Genomic DNA, 17,488 nt, shown 5'->3' on the forward strand with positions numbered 1-17,488 from the left:
GAAAAAATGATAGAAGTGGTCGATGGGCAACGTCAGCTCAATGCGTGTAAACGAATCGTTGTTAAAATCGGATCATCTTTACTCACTGCAAATGGGCAAGGGTTAGATTTAAATGCAATTTCGCATTGGGCGAAACAAATTGCAGATCTACATAATGCTGGGCACGAAATTATTTTAGTGTCTTCTGGTGCAGTTGCAGAAGGGATGGTGCGCATGAAACTTGCGAGTCGACCCACTGATTTACCCAGTTTGCAAGCTTGTGCTGCTATTGGCCAAATGGGTTTAATCCATACGTGGTCAAGCGTATTAGATCAACATGGGATTCAAACAGCACAAGTCTTACTCACGCATGATGATCTTGCTGATCGTCGTCGTTACCTCAATTCCTGTGATGCCTTGCAAAACCTGATTGACTGGCGTGTGATTCCTGTCATCAATGAAAATGACACGGTATCTACCGATGAGATTCGTTTTGGTGATAACGATACTTTAGCCGCAATGGTGGCGGGGCAGGTTCAGGCTGAGCTGTTGATTATTTTGACAGATCAGCAAGGTATGTTCGATTCTGATCCGCGTAATAATCCAAATGCCAAGTTATTTTCTTCGGTTCGTGCATTAGACGATACTTTATTTGAAATGGCGGGTGGTGGTGGTGTTTTAGGTCGCGGTGGTATGGTGACTAAAGTTCGTGCAGCACGTCTTGCAGCGAAGTCTGGTTGTCCTACTTTAATTGCTAGTGGTGAAAGTGACCATGTATTGGCTCGTTTAATGGCGGGTGAGATGCTTGGAACATTATTTACCACAGACAATGACCGTGTGACCGCTCATCAACAATGGCTTGCAGCTCATTTGCAAACCGCAGGTCGTTTAGTGATAGATGATGGTGCTGTTGAAGCGATTAAACTGAAGCATCGTAGTTTATTGCCTGTTGGTGTGAAAGCGATTGAAGGTCATTTTGATCGCGGTGATGTGGTTGAATGTGTTGATAAGAATGGTGCTCGTATTGCTGTTGGTCGTGTGAATTTTAGTTCTCGTTCAGCAGAAATGGTGAAGGGTTTACCTTCTGAGAAAGTCTACCAAGTTTTAGGTGAGGCTCGTTCTTTAGAAATGATTCATCGAGACCACATGGCAATTTACTAAATACAAATATAAAAACAGCTCGCTTAGGCGAGCTTTTTTACGTTCGTTCTATATTGGGACTAACTCTTAGTGCCTCAAATTTTAATTCTGGAAGTGATTTATTTTCTCCCATCATGTACGGGTGGTCAGCCAATGACAACATATCTAGATCTTCTTCACTATTTCCATAAGCATAGATATATTGGTAGTCTTCTAAATTGTATTGTTGCAAAATCCGTAATTTTTTCTGTTCACGGCTACAATCTTGAGAGCGATAACGACCTGTTAAAGTACCATTCTTAATTTCTGTTTGAGTACAAATCAACTCAATATTAAGCAATTCACAGATTGGTGCTAAATATAAATCGACTGACGCAGAAACAAGAACAATATGATCACCACGCTGTTGATGGAGATAAAGCTGCTTTAGTAAAGCTGGATCTAATTGTTTTAATAATTTTTGCGCATATTCATCAACCAAGTTTTCTACAAATGTGGCGGAGATACCTTCAAACATCCTTTGAAATAGTCGAGGTCTCATCGCATGTGCAGGATATAAGCGTAAATAATAGGCTTGAATCCAAGGGAGTATGGTTAAGCCTTTTTTTACAATGTGACGCTTTGATAGGGTAAAGAAAATAAACCCCGTAAAACTATCTTTAGGATAGAGCGTGCCATCAAAGTCAAATAAAGCAAGATTTACAGTTTTATGCGTTTGGCTCTTTGCATGCATGTCTCATATCGTCCATTTACACGGCTTGCAAACCAGTTTGTATTGTAATCACGACTCAATTTTGGTCCTGAAATAACGACTTGTGGCATGGTTGCATAAATTGGTTCTTTTTTGGTTTTATTTTGATATAGCTTTTGTACAGCTAAATAAGTTTGGGTATCTTCAAATTTTTTCTCTTTCTCTTTTTTCAAATCATTACGAATTTGGCGTGGTGTCACTAAAATATTATTTTGAGCAAAAACAGCGATGAGCTCTTTTTCACTTTGGCTTTGGTTTGATTTCACATCGCCATCTTTATTGTAAAGTAATAGATCACCATCGAGACTGATTTCAGTCTTGGTGAGTGCATTTAACATGCTTTGAAACGCTGCATTTCGACTTGAGTAAACACCAGAATTGTAGTCTGCAAAGCGATAGATTGCTTTGTCATAATCAGCAGGATATTCCATTAATCGATGAATACCATAGTATAAACCCCCATATTGGGTATATAGATCATTACGCAATTCGGCAATACTACCACTTTGGCGTTTATGTTCTTTGGCGTAATTAATATGGACCTGCATTGAACCCAATGTCGTAATCGGATTCATTTTTTCCCCGATATCTTGTCCAACGAGTTTCGCTGCACCCGTTAATGCACTGACATGATAATGTTTTGACATGTAGTCGAAAATCTCACGGTAGAGCAAATCTAGCTCGCGCTCCGTTTTAACTTTACGCATTTGACTCATGTAATTATTTTCTGGAGAAGGTTGATTTTTGAGTACGTCCTCAAAATAGCCTGCAATTGTTCCGCCGATGGTTTCACCCAACTTTGCTTCAAATTTTTCTTTGAGTCGAGTATTAATTTCTTGTACTGCTTTTTCTCCAAGTCCTGGGACGGCTGGATCAGCAACAAAGTTGGATTCTTGATCTACCACAGCAACCACACTACATACGTTCTGCTTGGTTTTTGGAATACTGAGTTGTTGCATGATATCAAAAATATCTTGCGCCCATGACTGGCGATCATTTACACGAGGGGGAAGCACTTTCTTAATTTGTTCTGCTTCCATTTCTGGTTCTTTGCCATTAGACCACCATGCTTTATCTCCACAAGCTGTTAAGCTGAGACATGCAGTGAGGATGCCCATAATTTTTAATAAAGGACGAGTAGGGAATGATTTATTCATAATCAGAACAACACCACATAAAAAGATGAGTCAAATGGGCGAATGAAGTATACTATGTTGCTCAGAATTTGTAAGAATATATATGTATATCGGTTCATATCAACTGTCAAATAATTTGATTGTTGCACCTATGGCAGGCGTAACAGATAGACCCTTTCGGACACTATGTAAATATTTTGGTGCAGGTCATGCCGTAAGTGAAATGATGACGGCTGATAAAACCTTACGTATGAGTAAGAAAAGTTTATATCGGGCAAATTTTGATGGCGAACTTGCGCCAATTTCAGCACAAATTGCGGGTTCTGACCCAGAGCAACTTGCGGAAGCTGCTCGTTACCAAGTCGCTAACGGTGCACAAATCGTTGATATCAATATGGGTTGTCCAGCCAAAAAGGTTTGTAACAAGTTGGCAGGTTCAGCATTATTACAAGATGAAGATTTAGTAGCCCGAATTCTAGATGCGGTGGTTGCGGCCGTGGATGTGCCAGTGACTTTAAAAACCCGACTAGGATTTTTAAATGGTCATGAAAATATTTTGCGTGTGGCAAAACGTGCTGAAGAATCAGGAATTTCAGCTTTAGCCTTACATGGTCGTACGCGTGAAGATATGTATTTAAATACAGCACGTTATGAGCTGATTAAGCAGGTAAAAGAACTGATTGATATTCCATTGATTGCCAATGGTGATATTGATAGTCCTGAGAAAGCTAAATATGTCCTAGACTATACTGGCGCAGACGCGATTATGATTGGACGTGCTGCACAAGGTCGACCATGGATATTTCGAGAAATAGCACATTACTTAAAAACAGGTAAACACTTGGCAGCGCCTGATATTGCTGAAGTCAAAGCTGTGCTATTAGGGCATTTATCAGAATTATATCAATTCTATGGCGAATATTCTGGTTGTCGTATTGCGCGCAAGCATATTGCTTGGTACACCAAAGGCTTGCGTTCGAGTAATGAATTTCGCCAAAGTATGTATAAAGTAGAGAGTACTGCTGATCAAGCCAAGGTTGTAGAAGCATATTTTGATCAATTGCTTGATCTAGGGCAGCGCATGAGTGATGTTGAAGTTGAACAAGTCAATTTACTAGACATTAAATAGTGATGTGATTTTTATTCGTTTAAAAGCCTGTAATGATGGGTTTCATTACAGGCTTTTGATTATTCCAAATGTGCAGTGATTTTTTGCAGAATTTGAAAGATCACATCAAATTCACTTTGCAATGGTGTGCTTTTTCGTGTCACCAATGCCAATGTGCGGTTCGGGGCATCTTCAATTGATTTTACTGCAATTTCTTCATTGAAATGAATCATGCTGTTTTTCAAGGCAATTTCGGGTAGCAGTGTAAAGCCAAGATTTGACGACACCATTTCCACTAAAGTTGGAAGAGAGCTTGCCTTTAAACGATGATCATTTTTGCGCTCACCCACAGGGCAGGCACTTAAGGTGTGATCTCGTAAACAATGACCTTCTTCGAGTAGCATCAGACGCGATAAGTCCAAATCATCTAGTGAGTTTGCATTCTCAGCATTCTTATCATTTTTATTGTAGACAACAAATAAATTTTCTTTTGCAATTTCTGCAACTTTTAATCCACGAGTGTCAAAAGGAAGCGCCAGAACAATCATATCTAAATTGCCGTGTTCTAGCTTTTCTACGATTTTCTCACTTTGAGCTTCATGTAAATGAAGCTGAATCTTCGGCAGTTGTCGATGCACTTCATCAAGTAGTTGAGTCAAAATAAATGGTGCAATCGTAGGAATAATACCGAGATGTAGATCACCTGTTAATGGTTCACTCATTTCTCTACTTAGGCGCATTAAATCTTGTGCATCGGCAAGTAATACTCGTGCACGTGCAACGACTTGTTCGCCTAATGGGGTTAAACGAACGTTTTGACGATCACGCTCAACTAGGACGCCACCTAAGAGGCGCTCTAGTTCCATGATACCACCCGACAAAGTAGACTGAGTGACAAATGAACGGCGCGCAGCTTCAGTAAAATGTAAAGTTTCTGACAACGTAACTAAATACGATAGCTGTCTTAATGAGGGTAATGCAGCCATAGAGTCCTAGTGTGATGATCTAAAGTGATGAGCAAACAAACCGCTAAGTTGTGGAATGAAGTGAGCAGGAATATCATGCCCCATTCCTTGAATTAATTCAAATTTAGCACCAGAAATCGCCTTTGCAACAGCTTTCCCGTGACTTGGTGGTAATAAACGATCTTTTGAACCATGTACAACCAAAGTCGGTTGAGTAATATTTTTGTTCAATGCTAACAAAGAACCTGTACATAATATTGCTAAAAACTGTTGAAGTACACCCGCTGGGTAAAAACTACGGCGATATAGTTTACGAATGGTTTGAATTGCTTCAACTTGATTCACATAACCTGGTGATCCAATAATATGAAATACTTTCAAACTATGATTCACAATCGCATCTTCGTCATGTGCCTCAGGTTTGCCTAATAAACTGAAAAGTTGTTTTGGAAACGGTGGTGGCAGGAAGGGTTGATTGTTACTGGTAAATAATAATCCTACTTTCTCAACCTTTTCTGGATATTTCGCTGCCACGATTTGGGAGATCATGCCACCCATTGAAGCGCCTATGAGATATGTTTTTTCAAGCCCCAATTGGTCGATTAACATCGAAACATCATCAGCCATATCATATAAAGTGTAAGGTGCGCCTTCGTTACCAAGCCCGACGATGAAGCGACTCATGAGTTTCATGGTATTGAGGCGTTTTCTTTTTTCACGAATTTTTGAAGATAAACCAATATCACGATTATCGAAACGGATAACGCGAAAGCCTTGATCAATCAATGATTTACAAAAGAAGTCAGGCCAAAACAGCATTTGAGCACCTAAACCCATAATCAACAGAATTGTTGGGTGTTCTGGATTGCCGCCCATTTCAACATGCAGTTCAATACCATTACCTAAAGTGACTTTGGTTTCTTGCATAAATGGAGCATAAGGTGACACATTAAATTGTAAAGCACTGTTCATGGCATTCATTCCGAATTGAATTCTTTTTATAGAATTAGAGTCTGCTAGAAATTTCTTTCTTAACAGACTCTAATTTAAACCTTAAACTTGTGCTGGAATCAAGTCTGGAACAAGTTTGGTTAAGGTTAAACGTTGTTTGCTTGCGGTCGCACCTAAAAGCACAAAACCTCTTAAGGTGCCTTGACCGTCTGCTGCTTTGGCAAGCATACCGTCATCAAACTCTTCAGTTTCCCAATTCACGTCCACACCAATTGGTGCAGGTAATACAGTCAATGGTGCAGCAGGTGTTTTTACCGCAACAGGCATTGCAGGGTAGTGTACAGCAGTACTTTGCCCGCTCAGTGTTTTTGCTAATGCACGTGCTTGTTGCATGATTGGCATGACATATGGCAGTAATGTTCCATTCACTTCTGCACAGTCACCCACCGCATAGATGTCAGGCTGGTTGGTTTCCAATAGGGTATTGGTAATGATGCCACGACTTGTTTGAATATCTGCAGCTTTTGCTAAAGATATATTTGGCTGTAAACCAATCGCTGAAAGAACGATATCTGCAATTAAAGTCTGACCTGTTGCCAAAGTCACTTCGTAATCTTCACCATCATTGATTTTCGTTACTTTTTCAACAGTGGTCGACAATGCGAATTTAATACCCGCTTGTTCTAAGTTTGTTTTAAATGCTTCAGCAACGTGATTTGGTAGCAACCGACCAAGTGGTTGTGGTGCAAGATCAATTACTGTGACATCGTAGTTGCTATGTAATAAATCATTGGCAAATTCACAGCCAATTAACCCAGCGCCTAGAATCACAACGCGTTTATCTTTACGCTTTGCTAAATTTTCACGGAACGTACGGTAGTCGATCAAGGAATTCACGACATGAATATCATCACTACCATCACCAGCAATTGCTAAACGAATTGGGTTTGCACCTACTGCAAGGACCAGTTTTGAATAAGGTTGAGTGAAAATTTCACCATTTTTTTCTAAAGTGATTTCATGTTGTTCAGCATTAATTTCTTTCACCCAGGTTTCAGCTTCAATGCGCATATTCAGTTGCGTTGCCATTTTAGCTGCATCACCTAGGGCAATTTGTTCAGGTGCTTTATTCCCTGCAAAGGCATTAGATAATGTTGGTTTTGCATAATTTACCGCATCATCTGCGCAGATCATAACGAGTTCTTGTTCTGGGCTGAGTTTGCGAAACTCACGTGCAACAGTATAGCCTGCCATGCCCGATCCGATGATGACGATAGGATGCATTATATTCTCCAGTATTTCTTTCAATAAAAACAAACGATAGGAAAAAAAAGACCATGATCATGATCACGGTCTTTTAGATCTATTTAGATTTCAATCATTTCAAAATCAGCTTTTGAAACGCCGCAATCTGGGCATGTCCAATCATCAGGGATATCTTCCCATTTGGTACCTGCTGCAATGCCGTCTTGTGGCCAACCATCTGCTTCGTCGTAAATCCACCCACAAACGATACATTGATATTTTTTCATGTGACTCTCCAAACTGATAGGTATGCTCAAATTGCCTTTCAGTAAAACTATTCCATAATGTCGCTACGATCGCTGCAATACAACAAACTTGTGTTGATCAGGAGTTAGATTTTTACGCAGAACGCCATTTAAGTAAAGCAAATGCAAGAGTTTAATCATTTATGTAGAAAGTGGAATGGCAATTTGTTCTGAAAGTCTTGCTATTTGAGCAATTACTCTAATTTTTGTAGATATGTATATGCTTGTAGCTTTTTAAAAACAGTAAAAGTATAAATATGGAGTGAGTGAAAAATAACCATTTAAAATTAAAAGATCAAAAATATCACCATAATTATGAGGAAAATAAAAATGCAGACCTGATCTTACGATATTGAAATTAAGGCTTCGAAGCAAAAAGTGTGGGAAATATTATGGCAAAAAGAAAGTTACCAAGCTTGGGCGCAATTTTTTCTTGCAACTCGACCATACGATCAGACTAGAAAGTAGGCGGTAAAACCTATTTCTATGATGATAAGGGGGTGGCATGATTTCAACAATCGAACGTTTAGATGAGCCGAATGTGATTATTTTTAAACATATCTAGATGATTCAAGATGGAGAGGAAGATACTGAAAGTGACGATGTGAAATCTTGGGCAGGTGCATTAGAAAAGTACATGTTATTTGATTCGGATGACGTTACTCAACTCTATGTAGAAGTGGATATTCAACCCCAATATATTGAAATGATGAATCAAGGATTTGAAAAAGGGTTAGCTTTAGTTAAACAATTCGCTGAGCAATAGAAATCATTTTAAGTACATATTTATTGCTAGATAAAAGTATTATTTTCGCTTTGAAATTGATAAATCTTTGCTTTTTTCACGATTGTGTGACTGAAATGGTGCGAAAATGGGCTTTGATCTGCTATTCTATGCCACTTCAATTTTACTTAAATCGAGGCAGAGATGACGCAACAAAACGCTCAATCGACTTCTGAACAAACACTTTCCGAAAACGATTTAATCGCACAGCGTCATGCCAAGTTAAAGCAAATCCAAGAGACTGCTAAACAAAGCGGTAAAAGTCCTTGGCCGAATACCTTTAAACGTGAGCACTATACAGGTGACTTACAGGAACAATTTAAAGATCAAGATAAAGCACAAATCGAAGGTGCTGAAAAAGTTTATGTAAAAGTCGCGGGTCGTGTCATGTTGAACCGTGGGTCATTTATTGTGATCCAAGATATGACAGGTCGTATCCAACTTTATGTAGATCGTAAAGGTTTGCCAGCAGACGTTTTAGAAACGATTAAAAGCTTAGATCTTGGCGATATTATTGCCGCTGAAGGTTATATCGGACGTTCTGGCAAAGGTGACTTATATGTACACCTTGAAGGATTTGAATTATTAACCAAATCACTTCGTCCGCTTCCAGATAAATTCCACGGTTTAACGGACACAGAAGCGAAATATCGCAAGCGTTATTTAGATTTGATCGTCAACGAAGAAACACGTAAGACTTTTGAAATTCGTGCCAAAGTGGTTGCAGGTATTCGTGCGTTCTTAACTAATGAGCGTTTCATGGAAGTTGAGACACCAATGATGCATGTGATCCCGGGTGGTGCATCTGCAAAACCATTCGTAACACATCATAATGCATTGGATATGGAACTCTATTTGCGTATCGCACCAGAGCTCTATTTAAAGCGCCTTGTAGTGGGTGGTTTTGAGCGTGTGTTTGAAATTAACCGTAACTTCCGTAATGAAGGGGTGTCAACACGTCATAACCCTGAATTTACCATGATCGAGTTTTATCAAGCCTACGCTGATTATAAAGACTTGATGGCATTGACTGAAAACATGCTTGAAAAACTCGCAATTGATATTTTAGGTTCTACCGATGTGCCTTATGGTGATGAGGTGTATAGCTTCAAAGGTCCATTCAAGAAAATATCAATGTTTGACGCCATTCTTGAGCATAACCCTGACTTTACCCCTGAAAATGTGAATGACCGTGAGTTTTTGGCCAAGTTCACTCAAGAAGTGCTTAAAGAGCAAGTGAAACCTGGTTTCGGTTTAGGTAAATTACAAACAATCGTGTTTGAAGAAACTGTTGAAACTAAACTTCGTCAACCAACATTCATTACAGAGTATCCAGCTGAAACCTCACCACTCGCTCGTCGTAATGATGATAATCCACACATTACCGATCGTTTTGAGTTCTTTATTGGTGGTCGTGAGTTAGCCAATGGTTTCTCTGAGTTAAACGATCCGATCGATCAAGCGGAACGTTTCCAAGCACAGGTTGAAGAAAAAGATGCTGGTGATGATGAAGCTATGCATTATGATGCAGACTTCATTGAAGCATTAGAATATGGTTTGCCACCTACAGCAGGTGAAGGTATTGGTATTGATCGTCTCGTGATGTTGTTTGCGAATGCCCCAAGTATTCGTGATGTATTGTTATTCCCACACATGCGCCGTAAAGATTAATTACTCACTTATTATTAATAAAAGGCCACTTTAAAAGTGGCTTTTTATTTTGTTGGTTAAGAAATGTAATTGTTTGGTTTGATGATTGAAAAAAAGTATAAAAAAACGATGATGTGCTAATGAATAAATTTGAGAACAGTTAAGGTATGTTTGTAAAAAAATCGCTTTATATCGCATTATTTTCGGCTATTTCAGCTGCAAAGTTGTCATTAAAAAGTAAACATGTATTCTTTTCCGAATTGGTTTGATATTTTCTCCACCCATTGCTCTATTTTATCAGCTGTCATGACTTGAAAATCTCGCCAATAATATTTCATCTGCTTCCATACCATCTCGATTCGATTTAACTCAGGGCTATAAGCTGGAATAAAATACAGATTCGTCGAAAAGTTAGTTTTAAGTAGCTCTCTCAGATCAGGTTTGAGCTAGTACACCTTAAAAGCTTTAGATTTAACATGGACACATTATTTAAAGCCAACGATTCCATTGAAAATTAATGGTTGGGTGAGTGACTCTGATCTCAATGGTAATGATGGTGGTATTTCTGTTGGTGTTGAGATTCCATTAGAAAAAAATATGTTCCGTTTCTAATCTTAACTAAATAGATAAGAAGCCGAATTCGGCTTCTTTTTTATTTAATTTAATTTCATGTTATTTTTAACAGTCCTTCTTCTCTTTCTGAGCTATGCATATCACAATTTTGCATATTGATATGAAAAAACAAGCTAAAGAAGCCGTTCTAAATTATTATAATGGATAAACTTTACTAGATTGCTCATTTGTCCACTAGTAAGAATATCGATATCACGAAAAATTGGAGTTGTTATGATACTCGTTCCTCCACACGGTCTTCCAAGTGGTGGTTTAATACCACTTATAGATTTTATGGGTAACATTGATAAGGGGGGATATGTACATGACTGAAAATAGATTAACTCACCTCAAGCAACTTGAGGCAGAAAGTATTCATATTATTCGTGAAGTTGCAGCTGAATTTGAAAATCCAGTGATGCTTTATTCAATTGGTAAAGATTCAGCAGTCATGTTACATCTTGCCTTGAAAGCATTTTATCCTGCTAAGCTTCCTTTTCCACTCCTGCATGTAGATACAGGTTGGAAGTTTAAAGACATGATCACATTCCGTGACAACATGGCAAAAACTCATGGCTTTGATTTGATCGTACATCAGAACAAAGAAGGTCGTGATGCAGGCATTAACCCGTTTGATCATGGTAGTTCAAAATATACCGACATCATGAAAACTCAGGGTTTAAAACAAGCATTAGATAAATATCAGTTTGATGCTGCGTTTGGTGGTGCACGTCGTGATGAAGAAAAATCACGTGCGAAAGAACGTGTTTATTCATTCCGTGATACGAAGCATCGTTGGGATCCAAAAAACCAACGTCCAGAACTTTGGAATCTTTACAATGGTAAAGTGAACAAAGGTGAGAGTATTCGTGTTTTCCCTTTATCTAACTGGACTGAGTTAGATATTTGGCAATATATTTACTTAGAAAATATTCAACTTGTTCCTCTTTACTTCTCGGCTGTACGCCCAGTTGTAGAACGTAGCGGTACGTTAATCATGGTCGATGACGAGCGTATGCGTTTAAAGGAAGGTGAAGTTCCTCAAATGAAATCGGTACGTTTCCGTACACTTGGTTGTTACCCATTAACAGGTGCAGTTGAGTCTGAGGCGGATACATTGCCTGAAATTATCCAAGAAATGCTTTTGGCTACCAGTTCAGAGCGTCAGGGTCGTATGATTGACCATGATGAAGCTGGCTCAATGGAAAAGAAAAAGCAGGAAGGTTATTTCTAATTTCCTTAAGCAAGTCCCTCTGTTAAAAGAGGGATGTAGGGAAATTACAAAATTAGATTTCAAATTTTGTGGAGTTTTGAGCAATGTCTCATCAATCAGATCTTATTAGCCAAGATATTTTGGCATATTTAAAACAGCACGAAAATAAAGACCTTTTGCGCTTCTTGACTTGCGGTAACGTCGATGATGGTAAGTCAACGCTAATTGGTCGTTTACTTTATGATTCAAAGTTGATCTATGAAGATCAATTGCAAGCCGTGACGCGAGACAGTAAAAAAGTTGGGACAACGGGCGATGCGCCTGACCTTGCTTTACTGGTTGATGGCTTACAAGCGGAGCGTGAACAGGGGATTACCATTGATGTAGCCTATCGTTATTTCTCTACAGAAAAGCGTAAGTTCATCATTGCAGATACGCCAGGACATGAGCAATATACGCGTAACATGGCAACAGGTGCATCAACGGCTGATCTTGCGATTATTTTGATTGATGCGCGTTATGGTGTGCAAACGCAAACTCGCCGTCATACTTTTATTGCAAGTTTACTTGGTATTAAAAATATCGTTGTTGCGATCAATAAAATGGACTTGGTTGAGTTCTCTGAATCTCGTTTCAACGAAATTCAAGTTGAATATGATGCATTCTTAAGCCAGCTTGGTGAGCGCCGTCCAGAGAATATTTTATTCGTTCCGATTTCAGCATTGAATGGCGACAACGTTGTTAATCCATCTGCAAGTACGCCTTGGTACAAGGGGCAAACCTTGATGAGCATTCTTGAATCAGTGGAAATCAAGCGTGATTCGAACAAAAAAGAATTTCGTTTCCCTGTTCAGTATGTGAATCGTCCAAATCTTGATTTCCGTGGTTTTGCAGGTACGATTGCACTTGGTGAAATTCACGTGGGCGATGAAATCGTTGCTTTACCTTCAGGTAAAAAATCAACGGTCAAAGAAATTGTCACTTTTGATGGTAATCTTGAGCAAGCGGTTGCGGGCCAAGCGGTGACATTAACCTTAAATGATGAAATTGATATTTCACGTGGTAATGTTTTAGTTCGTGCAGGTGAACAACCGCTTATTTCGCGTAGTGTTCGTGCTTCTGTGGTGTGGATGAATGAACATCCACTAGTGAAAGGTAAATTGTATAACGTCAAAATTGGTACACAGACTGTTCCTGCAAAAGTCAGTGCGATTAATTATCGTGTCAATGTCAATACACTTGAGCATACTCAGGTTGAAGAGCTTGAACTGAACGCGATTGCAGATGTCGTGATTGAGTTTGATGCGCCAGTAGTGTTTGACCAATATCAGGACAGTCGTTACACAGGTTCATTTATCTTTATTGATCGTTTAAGCAACGTCACTGTTGGCGCAGGAATGGTTGAAGCTGCAGTTGAATGGACGGCGCATAGCAATCCTGTGACGGCGGAAGATCGTGCTGCGCGCTTAGGTCAGAAACCTGCTGTGATTGGTGTTTCTGCTCAGTTGATTGAACAGGCTCAGGCTTTGGAAAGTTTGTTGATTCAACAAGGTGTGGTTGCGATTGCAAAAGTTGGTTTAACGACTGAGCAAACTGTTTTATTGCGTGAAACAGGTGTAGTGGTTATTACAACAACTGTTGATGGTACAGATACCGATATTAATGCTGAAACAGTTGAAGAAGCAGCTGAAAAAATCGTGGAGTTAGTTCGTCTTTAATAGCTTGGACTGACTTCTAAAAGCCTGCTTATGCAGGCTTTTTTATTTTATAAATTCGAAATTTATATCTTTGAAGGTTTTTGATTCTTCGATTTAATTTAAAATAATGATAAATATATCGGGCTGATATTTTTTTATTCTGTTTTGAAATGTCTTTTATGAGACAATAGTTCTTTGAATTATTGTCTAAGGACTCCCATGACTGAGCAAACTCCTGAATATTTAAGCGATATCGAAATTTTAGACATTTTACAGTCTATGAAAAAAGATAAGCTTGATGCAGAAGCGAACGAAATCATCCGTAATGGGGGTAAGGCCGGCCGTCAAGAAGCGCACAAGCAAGCTTTGGTTGCACTGAATACAAGTTTTGAAGATAAATTTGTAGAAGCAGTAACACTTGCATTAGGTTTAAATTCTGGACAAGCTAAAAAAATTCGTTATAAGAAAGATCGTATTCGTATTATGAAAGTGCGAGGTATTGATTATCTTGCGATTGATGGGGCTGAAACAGCTCAAGTTCTGTCTCAGGTTGCTCAAGCAATTGTGCGTGAAGATTCAATAGTAACTCATGATCTGCACAACATCTTTCCATTTTGGAAAGAAGGGTGGCCAATGGTTCAGTTCGATAATGCGTATAAAATCCTATCAGAAGACATAGCAATTCATTATCAAGCTACATTAGATCAATTAATTTCACTATATGGTGGAAATTAAATTTTCTATAAATCAAATAAATTATTATAAATAACAAGGATGTCAAATTTATGAGTTTGAATATAGAGATGCCACGTGAGGCGTTAGAAGCTTTAAGATCAGGTCAGTTGATAGATGCAATCAAAATTACTCGTGAGAAAACAGGTCTTGGGTTGAAAGAATCCAAAGACTTGGTCGAACGATATTTAAAAGAGCATCCACAAGAGCAAGCGCTGATTCAGGAGCAGTTAGCCCAACGCAGTCGTGGCGGAATCCAAATCTTTATTTTGATTTTCATCATATTGGTGATTTTAGTTTGGTTTTTGACCAGATAAATTAAGCCCTTAAGAGGGCTTAATTTTTATGAGTTATTCAGTTGTTGTTGAAGGTGGTTCATTTTCTAAGCTGGGAATAATTTGAGTGACCAGTAATTGATCAATTTTATAATGGTCAATATCAACTACTTCAAACTTAAAACCCGCATATTCTACTGCATCAGCTGGACGTGGAATTTTGCGTAAACGATACATGATGAAACCAGCAATCGTTTCATAATTTTCATTTTCAGGAAATTCTTCAATTTCCAATACATGTTTCACATCTTCAATTGGGGTGCTACCATCAATCAGCCATGAGTGATTATCACGCTTAATAATTTGTTGATCTTCTTCCATTGGTGTGACCCAATCACCCATCACAGTAATCATGATGTCGCTGAGTGTAATCACACCAACCACCAAGGCATATTCATTAATAACGACCGCAAATTTTTCTTTGGTTGAACGGAAGCGATCTAGTAATTCTGAAAGTGTTAATGTGTCTGGAATAATAAGAACAGTACGGATTGTTGATTCATTAAGCTGAAGGAGGGATTGATTGTTTAAGATACGGACCAAAATATCTTTGGTATCAACATAACCAATGACTTGGTCAATTTGTTCATTACAAACTAAAAACTTGGAGTAGGGATATTCGGCTAATTTTTGGCGAATACTGTTCTCATTTTCTTTTAGAGTGAAATAAACCACATTTTCACGTGTGGTCATACTTGATGGTACTGTTCGTTCTTCGAGTTCAAAAACATTTTCAATGAAGTGGTGTTCTTGTTTTTGTAATACACCAGCTTGAGCTCCTGCATCCATAACCGCAGAAATATCATCAAACGTAATATTGTCATCACGAATGGTATTTACTTTAAATAACCGGAACAATAAGTTTGCAATTGCATTGATTCCCCAAGCTAAAGGCTTACAAATCTTGATAAAAACTTGAATCGGCTCAATAACGCGAATGGAAATTTTTTCTGGGGCGATCATTGCCAAACGTTTTGGCATTAGATCCGCGAACAAAATAAAAAGGGAAGTTACCAAAGTGAAAGATAAAGCAAAACCAATCGTTTCTAGCCAAGGGCCTACATAAAACTGTTTAAGCATTTCTACAAAAAATGGGCGAAAAGCTGCTTCACCTAAAATACCGCCTAAGATAGCAACAGCATTTAAACCGATTTGTGAGGCTGCAAAAAAGTCCGCAGATTGTTCCTGTAAATCTAAAACTTTTTGTGCTCGAATTTCACCAGATTCAGCCAAAATTTTTAATTTAACTTTTCGTGCGCCAGCAAGTGCAATTTCAGTGAGCGAGAGAAAACCTGCCGCAGTTATCAGCAGAATAATGACAATAATATTTTGGAAGAGACTCACACATCACCTGTGGTTCATCGTTTATTATGGATATGTTGTAACATAAAAAAAGAAGAGAGGTAATTGGGTATTACCTCAGTATAACAATTTTGCTTATGAAACAAGCATATCCGTAGAGGAAATCATATTATTACAAAGCAATATTTTAGTATTGTGAAAATTGTGAATTATTTAAAAGAAACTCACGATTTTCTTCTTCGATCATTTGGCGTGCTACAAAGAGGATAAGTTGTCTTAACCAACGATGTGCAGGATGATGGTGTAGCAATGGACACCAAGCCATTTTAAGCTCAAATTCTGGAATGTAAAATGGTGGGTCTTTAATAAGAAGACGAGGATTTTGTGCTTGCAAACGTGCCATACGTGTTGGCAATGTTGCAATCAGATCAACATTTTGCGCTAAAAGTGCAGGCATTTGATAGTGGCGAGTAAACACGGAAATTTTACGACGCTGACCAATTCGTTCCAAAGCTTGGTCAATCCAACCGAGTCCTGCTTGTTTATCTGGATTTACGCCAAAGCCAACACCCATACCTGTTTTAGAAACCCAAATATGTTGAGCATCTAAATAGCTTTTAAGGTTGAGATGGGTTACAGCAGGGTGTTTATCATTTAAAATACAGCTAAAACTATCGCGCCATACCAAAACTTGATGGAAGCTTTGCGGGATTTCATTGAAGCGGTTAATGGCTAGATCAACTTTGCCTTGCTCCATATCTCGATAAGAGACATCACTTGGAGTTAAGAAGTCCAGTACAACATTTGGCGCTTCAGAGCGAAGTGCTTTTACAAGACGCGGTACGAGCGTTGCTTCAGCATAATCGGAAGTCATTATGCGAAAAACGCGCGTACTGGTATAAGGTCTAAATTCGGTACGTGGTTCGAGAATCATCGACAAATCTGATAATGCATCACGAATACGTGGTTGTAATTCGAGTGCACGCTCAGTTGGTGTCATGCCTTCAGAAGAACGAATGAGTAGAGGGTCGTTAAATAAATTACGTAAGCGACGTAAAATATTACTCATTGCGGGTTGAGTGACACCCAGTTGTTCTGCAGCACGTGTGACATTTTTTTCACGAAGAAGTACATCAAGATAAATCAATAAATTGAGATCAACCCGCTCCAGATTCATAAAAAAAATACCGAAAATAAAATTTTTGAATTGTGATGAATTATGACATAACTAAAGCCGTTTGTGTAACTTAAAACGAGATAAAAGGTATAGCAAATAGTTGAATGGTTTGGTCTTATTAAACTTGAATAAGCTTATAACAGATTCATTATCATGAGGAAATGATATTCAATATATAAAAACACGATGGCCATTTCTGCATTTATTCGCTTTATTCATTCATATGTTTTGGTATTGGATAGTTGTTTTAAATGTATAGAAATAATACGAGTTAGATTGTTTAATGAATAATTTATGATGAATTTTATTTTTAAAAATATTTATATAGGACTTACGCATTGACGGATTCAAAAAAGTACTAAAATACTTTATAAAGTATCTGTGATCAGACGAATTAAACATGCTT

At 38.4% G+C, this 17,488-nt stretch carries 15 protein-coding genes and 3 pseudogenes; 9 read left to right on the forward strand and 9 right to left on the reverse strand.

Annotation, left to right across the window (positions count from 1 at the left end; translation table 11 throughout):
• The first annotated feature begins 6 nt into the window (after nt 1-6).
• The gene (gene proB / locus M5121_RS12715; RefSeq protein ID WP_178882595.1) at nt 7-1,140 is read left to right on the forward strand and encodes a glutamate 5-kinase; all 1,134 of its coding nucleotides are present in this window, start codon (nt 7-9) and stop codon (nt 1,138-1,140) included.
• Between the two features lie 37 nt (nt 1,141-1,177).
• Here proB and M5121_RS12720 read toward each other — a convergent pair whose 3' ends face one another.
• Entirely contained in the window at nt 1,178-1,852 is a 675-nt protein-coding gene (locus tag M5121_RS12720) for an HAD-IB family hydrolase (RefSeq protein ID WP_249571380.1), read from the reverse strand.
• Entirely contained in the window at nt 1,819-3,027 is a 1,209-nt protein-coding gene (locus tag M5121_RS12725; protein WP_249571381.1) for a DUF1615 domain-containing protein, read from the reverse strand. The genes M5121_RS12720 and M5121_RS12725 overlap by 34 nt, the downstream gene beginning before the upstream one ends.
• Before the next feature lie 82 nt (nt 3,028-3,109).
• Between M5121_RS12725 and dusB the strand changes: the two genes are divergently transcribed.
• Nucleotides 3,110-4,135, forward strand: coding sequence for a tRNA dihydrouridine synthase DusB (gene dusB / locus M5121_RS12730; protein ID WP_087537116.1), 1,026 nt, complete (start codon nt 3,110-3,112; stop codon nt 4,133-4,135).
• A 59-nt stretch (nt 4,136-4,194) separates the two neighbouring features.
• On the opposite strand, the gene oxyR is transcribed toward dusB, so the two are convergent.
• From oxyR to rubA, 4 genes are all read right to left on the reverse strand, one after another.
• Nucleotides 4,195-5,100 (reverse strand): LysR family transcriptional regulator OxyR, encoded by a 906-nt coding sequence (oxyR, locus tag M5121_RS12735; protein ID WP_005157596.1) that lies wholly within the window; start codon nt 5,098-5,100, stop codon nt 4,195-4,197.
• Nucleotides 5,101-5,106: 6 nt separating this feature from the next.
• Nucleotides 5,107-6,051 (reverse strand): esterase EstB, encoded by a 945-nt coding sequence (gene estB / locus M5121_RS12740; RefSeq protein WP_249571382.1) that lies wholly within the window; start codon nt 6,049-6,051, stop codon nt 5,107-5,109.
• 81 nt (nt 6,052-6,132) lie between these two features.
• On the reverse strand, nt 6,133-7,314 hold the full coding sequence (gene rubB, locus M5121_RS12745) for a rubredoxin reductase RubB (protein ID WP_249571383.1): 1,182 nt from the start codon (nt 7,312-7,314) through the stop codon (nt 6,133-6,135).
• Nucleotides 7,315-7,397: 83 nt separating this feature from the next.
• The gene (rubA, locus tag M5121_RS12750; RefSeq protein ID WP_004663059.1) at nt 7,398-7,562 is read right to left on the reverse strand and encodes a rubredoxin RubA; all 165 of its coding nucleotides are present in this window, start codon (nt 7,560-7,562) and stop codon (nt 7,398-7,400) included.
• A 369-nt stretch (nt 7,563-7,931) separates the two neighbouring features.
• Here rubA and M5121_RS12755 point away from each other — a divergent pair.
• Together M5121_RS12755 and lysS are read left to right on the forward strand one after the other, a co-directional pair.
• Nucleotides 7,932-8,346, forward strand: a pseudogene (locus M5121_RS12755) (SRPBCC family protein).
• Nucleotides 8,347-8,508: 162 nt separating this feature from the next.
• Nucleotides 8,509-10,035 carry a lysine--tRNA ligase gene (gene lysS, locus M5121_RS12760; protein ID WP_249571384.1) on the forward strand — a complete coding sequence of 509 codons (1,527 nt, stop codon included), beginning with the start codon at nt 8,509-8,511 and terminating at the stop codon, nt 10,033-10,035.
• Nucleotides 10,036-10,244: 209 nt separating this feature from the next.
• Here the strand turns inward: lysS and M5121_RS12765 are convergent.
• A pseudogene (locus M5121_RS12765) lies at nt 10,245-10,451 on the reverse strand (transposase); the annotation flags it as partial.
• Nucleotides 10,452-10,467: 16 nt separating this feature from the next.
• Here M5121_RS12765 and M5121_RS12770 point away from each other — a divergent pair.
• The 5 genes and pseudogenes from M5121_RS12770 to M5121_RS12790 all read left to right on the forward strand — a co-directional run.
• A pseudogene (locus tag M5121_RS12770) lies at nt 10,468-10,626 on the forward strand (capsule assembly Wzi family protein); the annotation flags it as partial.
• 325 nt (nt 10,627-10,951) lie between these two features.
• Complete coding sequence (gene cysD / locus M5121_RS12775; protein WP_004663051.1) at nt 10,952-11,860, forward strand: sulfate adenylyltransferase subunit CysD; 909 nt, start codon at nt 10,952-10,954, stop codon at nt 11,858-11,860.
• A gap of 83 nt (nt 11,861-11,943) precedes the next feature.
• The gene (gene cysN / locus M5121_RS12780) at nt 11,944-13,557 is read left to right on the forward strand and encodes a sulfate adenylyltransferase subunit CysN (RefSeq protein WP_249571385.1); all 1,614 of its coding nucleotides are present in this window, start codon (nt 11,944-11,946) and stop codon (nt 13,555-13,557) included.
• 198 nt (nt 13,558-13,755) lie between these two features.
• A complete protein-coding gene (locus M5121_RS12785; RefSeq protein WP_249571386.1) occupies nt 13,756-14,271 on the forward strand; it encodes a hypothetical protein in 516 nt (171 codons plus the stop codon).
• Nucleotides 14,272-14,321: 50 nt separating this feature from the next.
• Nucleotides 14,322-14,585, forward strand: a complete 264-nt coding sequence (locus M5121_RS12790) for a ribosomal protein L7/L12 (RefSeq protein ID WP_249571387.1) — start codon at nt 14,322-14,324, stop codon at nt 14,583-14,585.
• Nucleotides 14,586-14,618: 33 nt separating this feature from the next.
• On the opposite strand, the gene paeA is transcribed toward M5121_RS12790, so the two are convergent.
• The gene (paeA, locus tag M5121_RS12795; RefSeq protein WP_005157561.1) at nt 14,619-15,947 is read right to left on the reverse strand and encodes a polyamine export protein PaeA; all 1,329 of its coding nucleotides are present in this window, start codon (nt 15,945-15,947) and stop codon (nt 14,619-14,621) included.
• Between the two features lie 145 nt (nt 15,948-16,092).
• Complete coding sequence (locus M5121_RS12800; protein ID WP_004663040.1) at nt 16,093-17,082, reverse strand: LysR family transcriptional regulator; 990 nt, start codon at nt 17,080-17,082, stop codon at nt 16,093-16,095.
• Between the last annotated feature and the right edge of the window lie 406 nt (nt 17,083-17,488).

The organism is Acinetobacter sp. ANC5681, from assembly GCF_023488045.1.
GTDB lineage: Bacteria > Pseudomonadota > Gammaproteobacteria > Pseudomonadales > Moraxellaceae > Acinetobacter.

Bases quoted from the DNA above. Each gene is read 5' to 3' on its own strand.
- M5121_RS12720 (WP_249571380.1), bottom strand. From the start codon at position 1,852: ATGCATGCAAAGAGCCAAACGCATAAAACTGTAAATCTTGCTTTATTT.
- M5121_RS12800 (WP_004663040.1), bottom strand. From the start codon at position 17,082: ATGAATCTGGAGCGGGTTGATCTCAATTTATTGATTTATCTTGATGTA.
- M5121_RS12790 (WP_249571387.1), top strand. From the start codon at position 14,322: ATGAGTTTGAATATAGAGATGCCACGTGAGGCGTTAGAAGCTTTAAGA.
- estB (WP_249571382.1), bottom strand. From the start codon at position 6,051: ATGAACAGTGCTTTACAATTTAATGTGTCACCTTATGCTCCATTTATG.
- proB (WP_178882595.1), top strand. From the start codon at position 7: ATGATAGAAGTGGTCGATGGGCAACGTCAGCTCAATGCGTGTAAACGA.
- M5121_RS12725 (WP_249571381.1), bottom strand. From the start codon at position 3,027: ATGAATAAATCATTCCCTACTCGTCCTTTATTAAAAATTATGGGCATC.
- M5121_RS12785 (WP_249571386.1), top strand. From the start codon at position 13,756: ATGACTGAGCAAACTCCTGAATATTTAAGCGATATCGAAATTTTAGAC.
- dusB (WP_087537116.1), top strand. From the start codon at position 3,110: ATGTATATCGGTTCATATCAACTGTCAAATAATTTGATTGTTGCACCT.
- rubB (WP_249571383.1), bottom strand. From the start codon at position 7,314: ATGCATCCTATCGTCATCATCGGATCGGGCATGGCAGGCTATACTGTT.
- cysN (WP_249571385.1), top strand. From the start codon at position 11,944: ATGTCTCATCAATCAGATCTTATTAGCCAAGATATTTTGGCATATTTA.
- rubA (WP_004663059.1), bottom strand. From the start codon at position 7,562: ATGAAAAAATATCAATGTATCGTTTGTGGGTGGATTTACGACGAAGCA.
- oxyR (WP_005157596.1), bottom strand. From the start codon at position 5,100: ATGGCTGCATTACCCTCATTAAGACAGCTATCGTATTTAGTTACGTTG.
- cysD (WP_004663051.1), top strand. From the start codon at position 10,952: ATGACTGAAAATAGATTAACTCACCTCAAGCAACTTGAGGCAGAAAGT.
- lysS (WP_249571384.1), top strand. From the start codon at position 8,509: ATGACGCAACAAAACGCTCAATCGACTTCTGAACAAACACTTTCCGAA.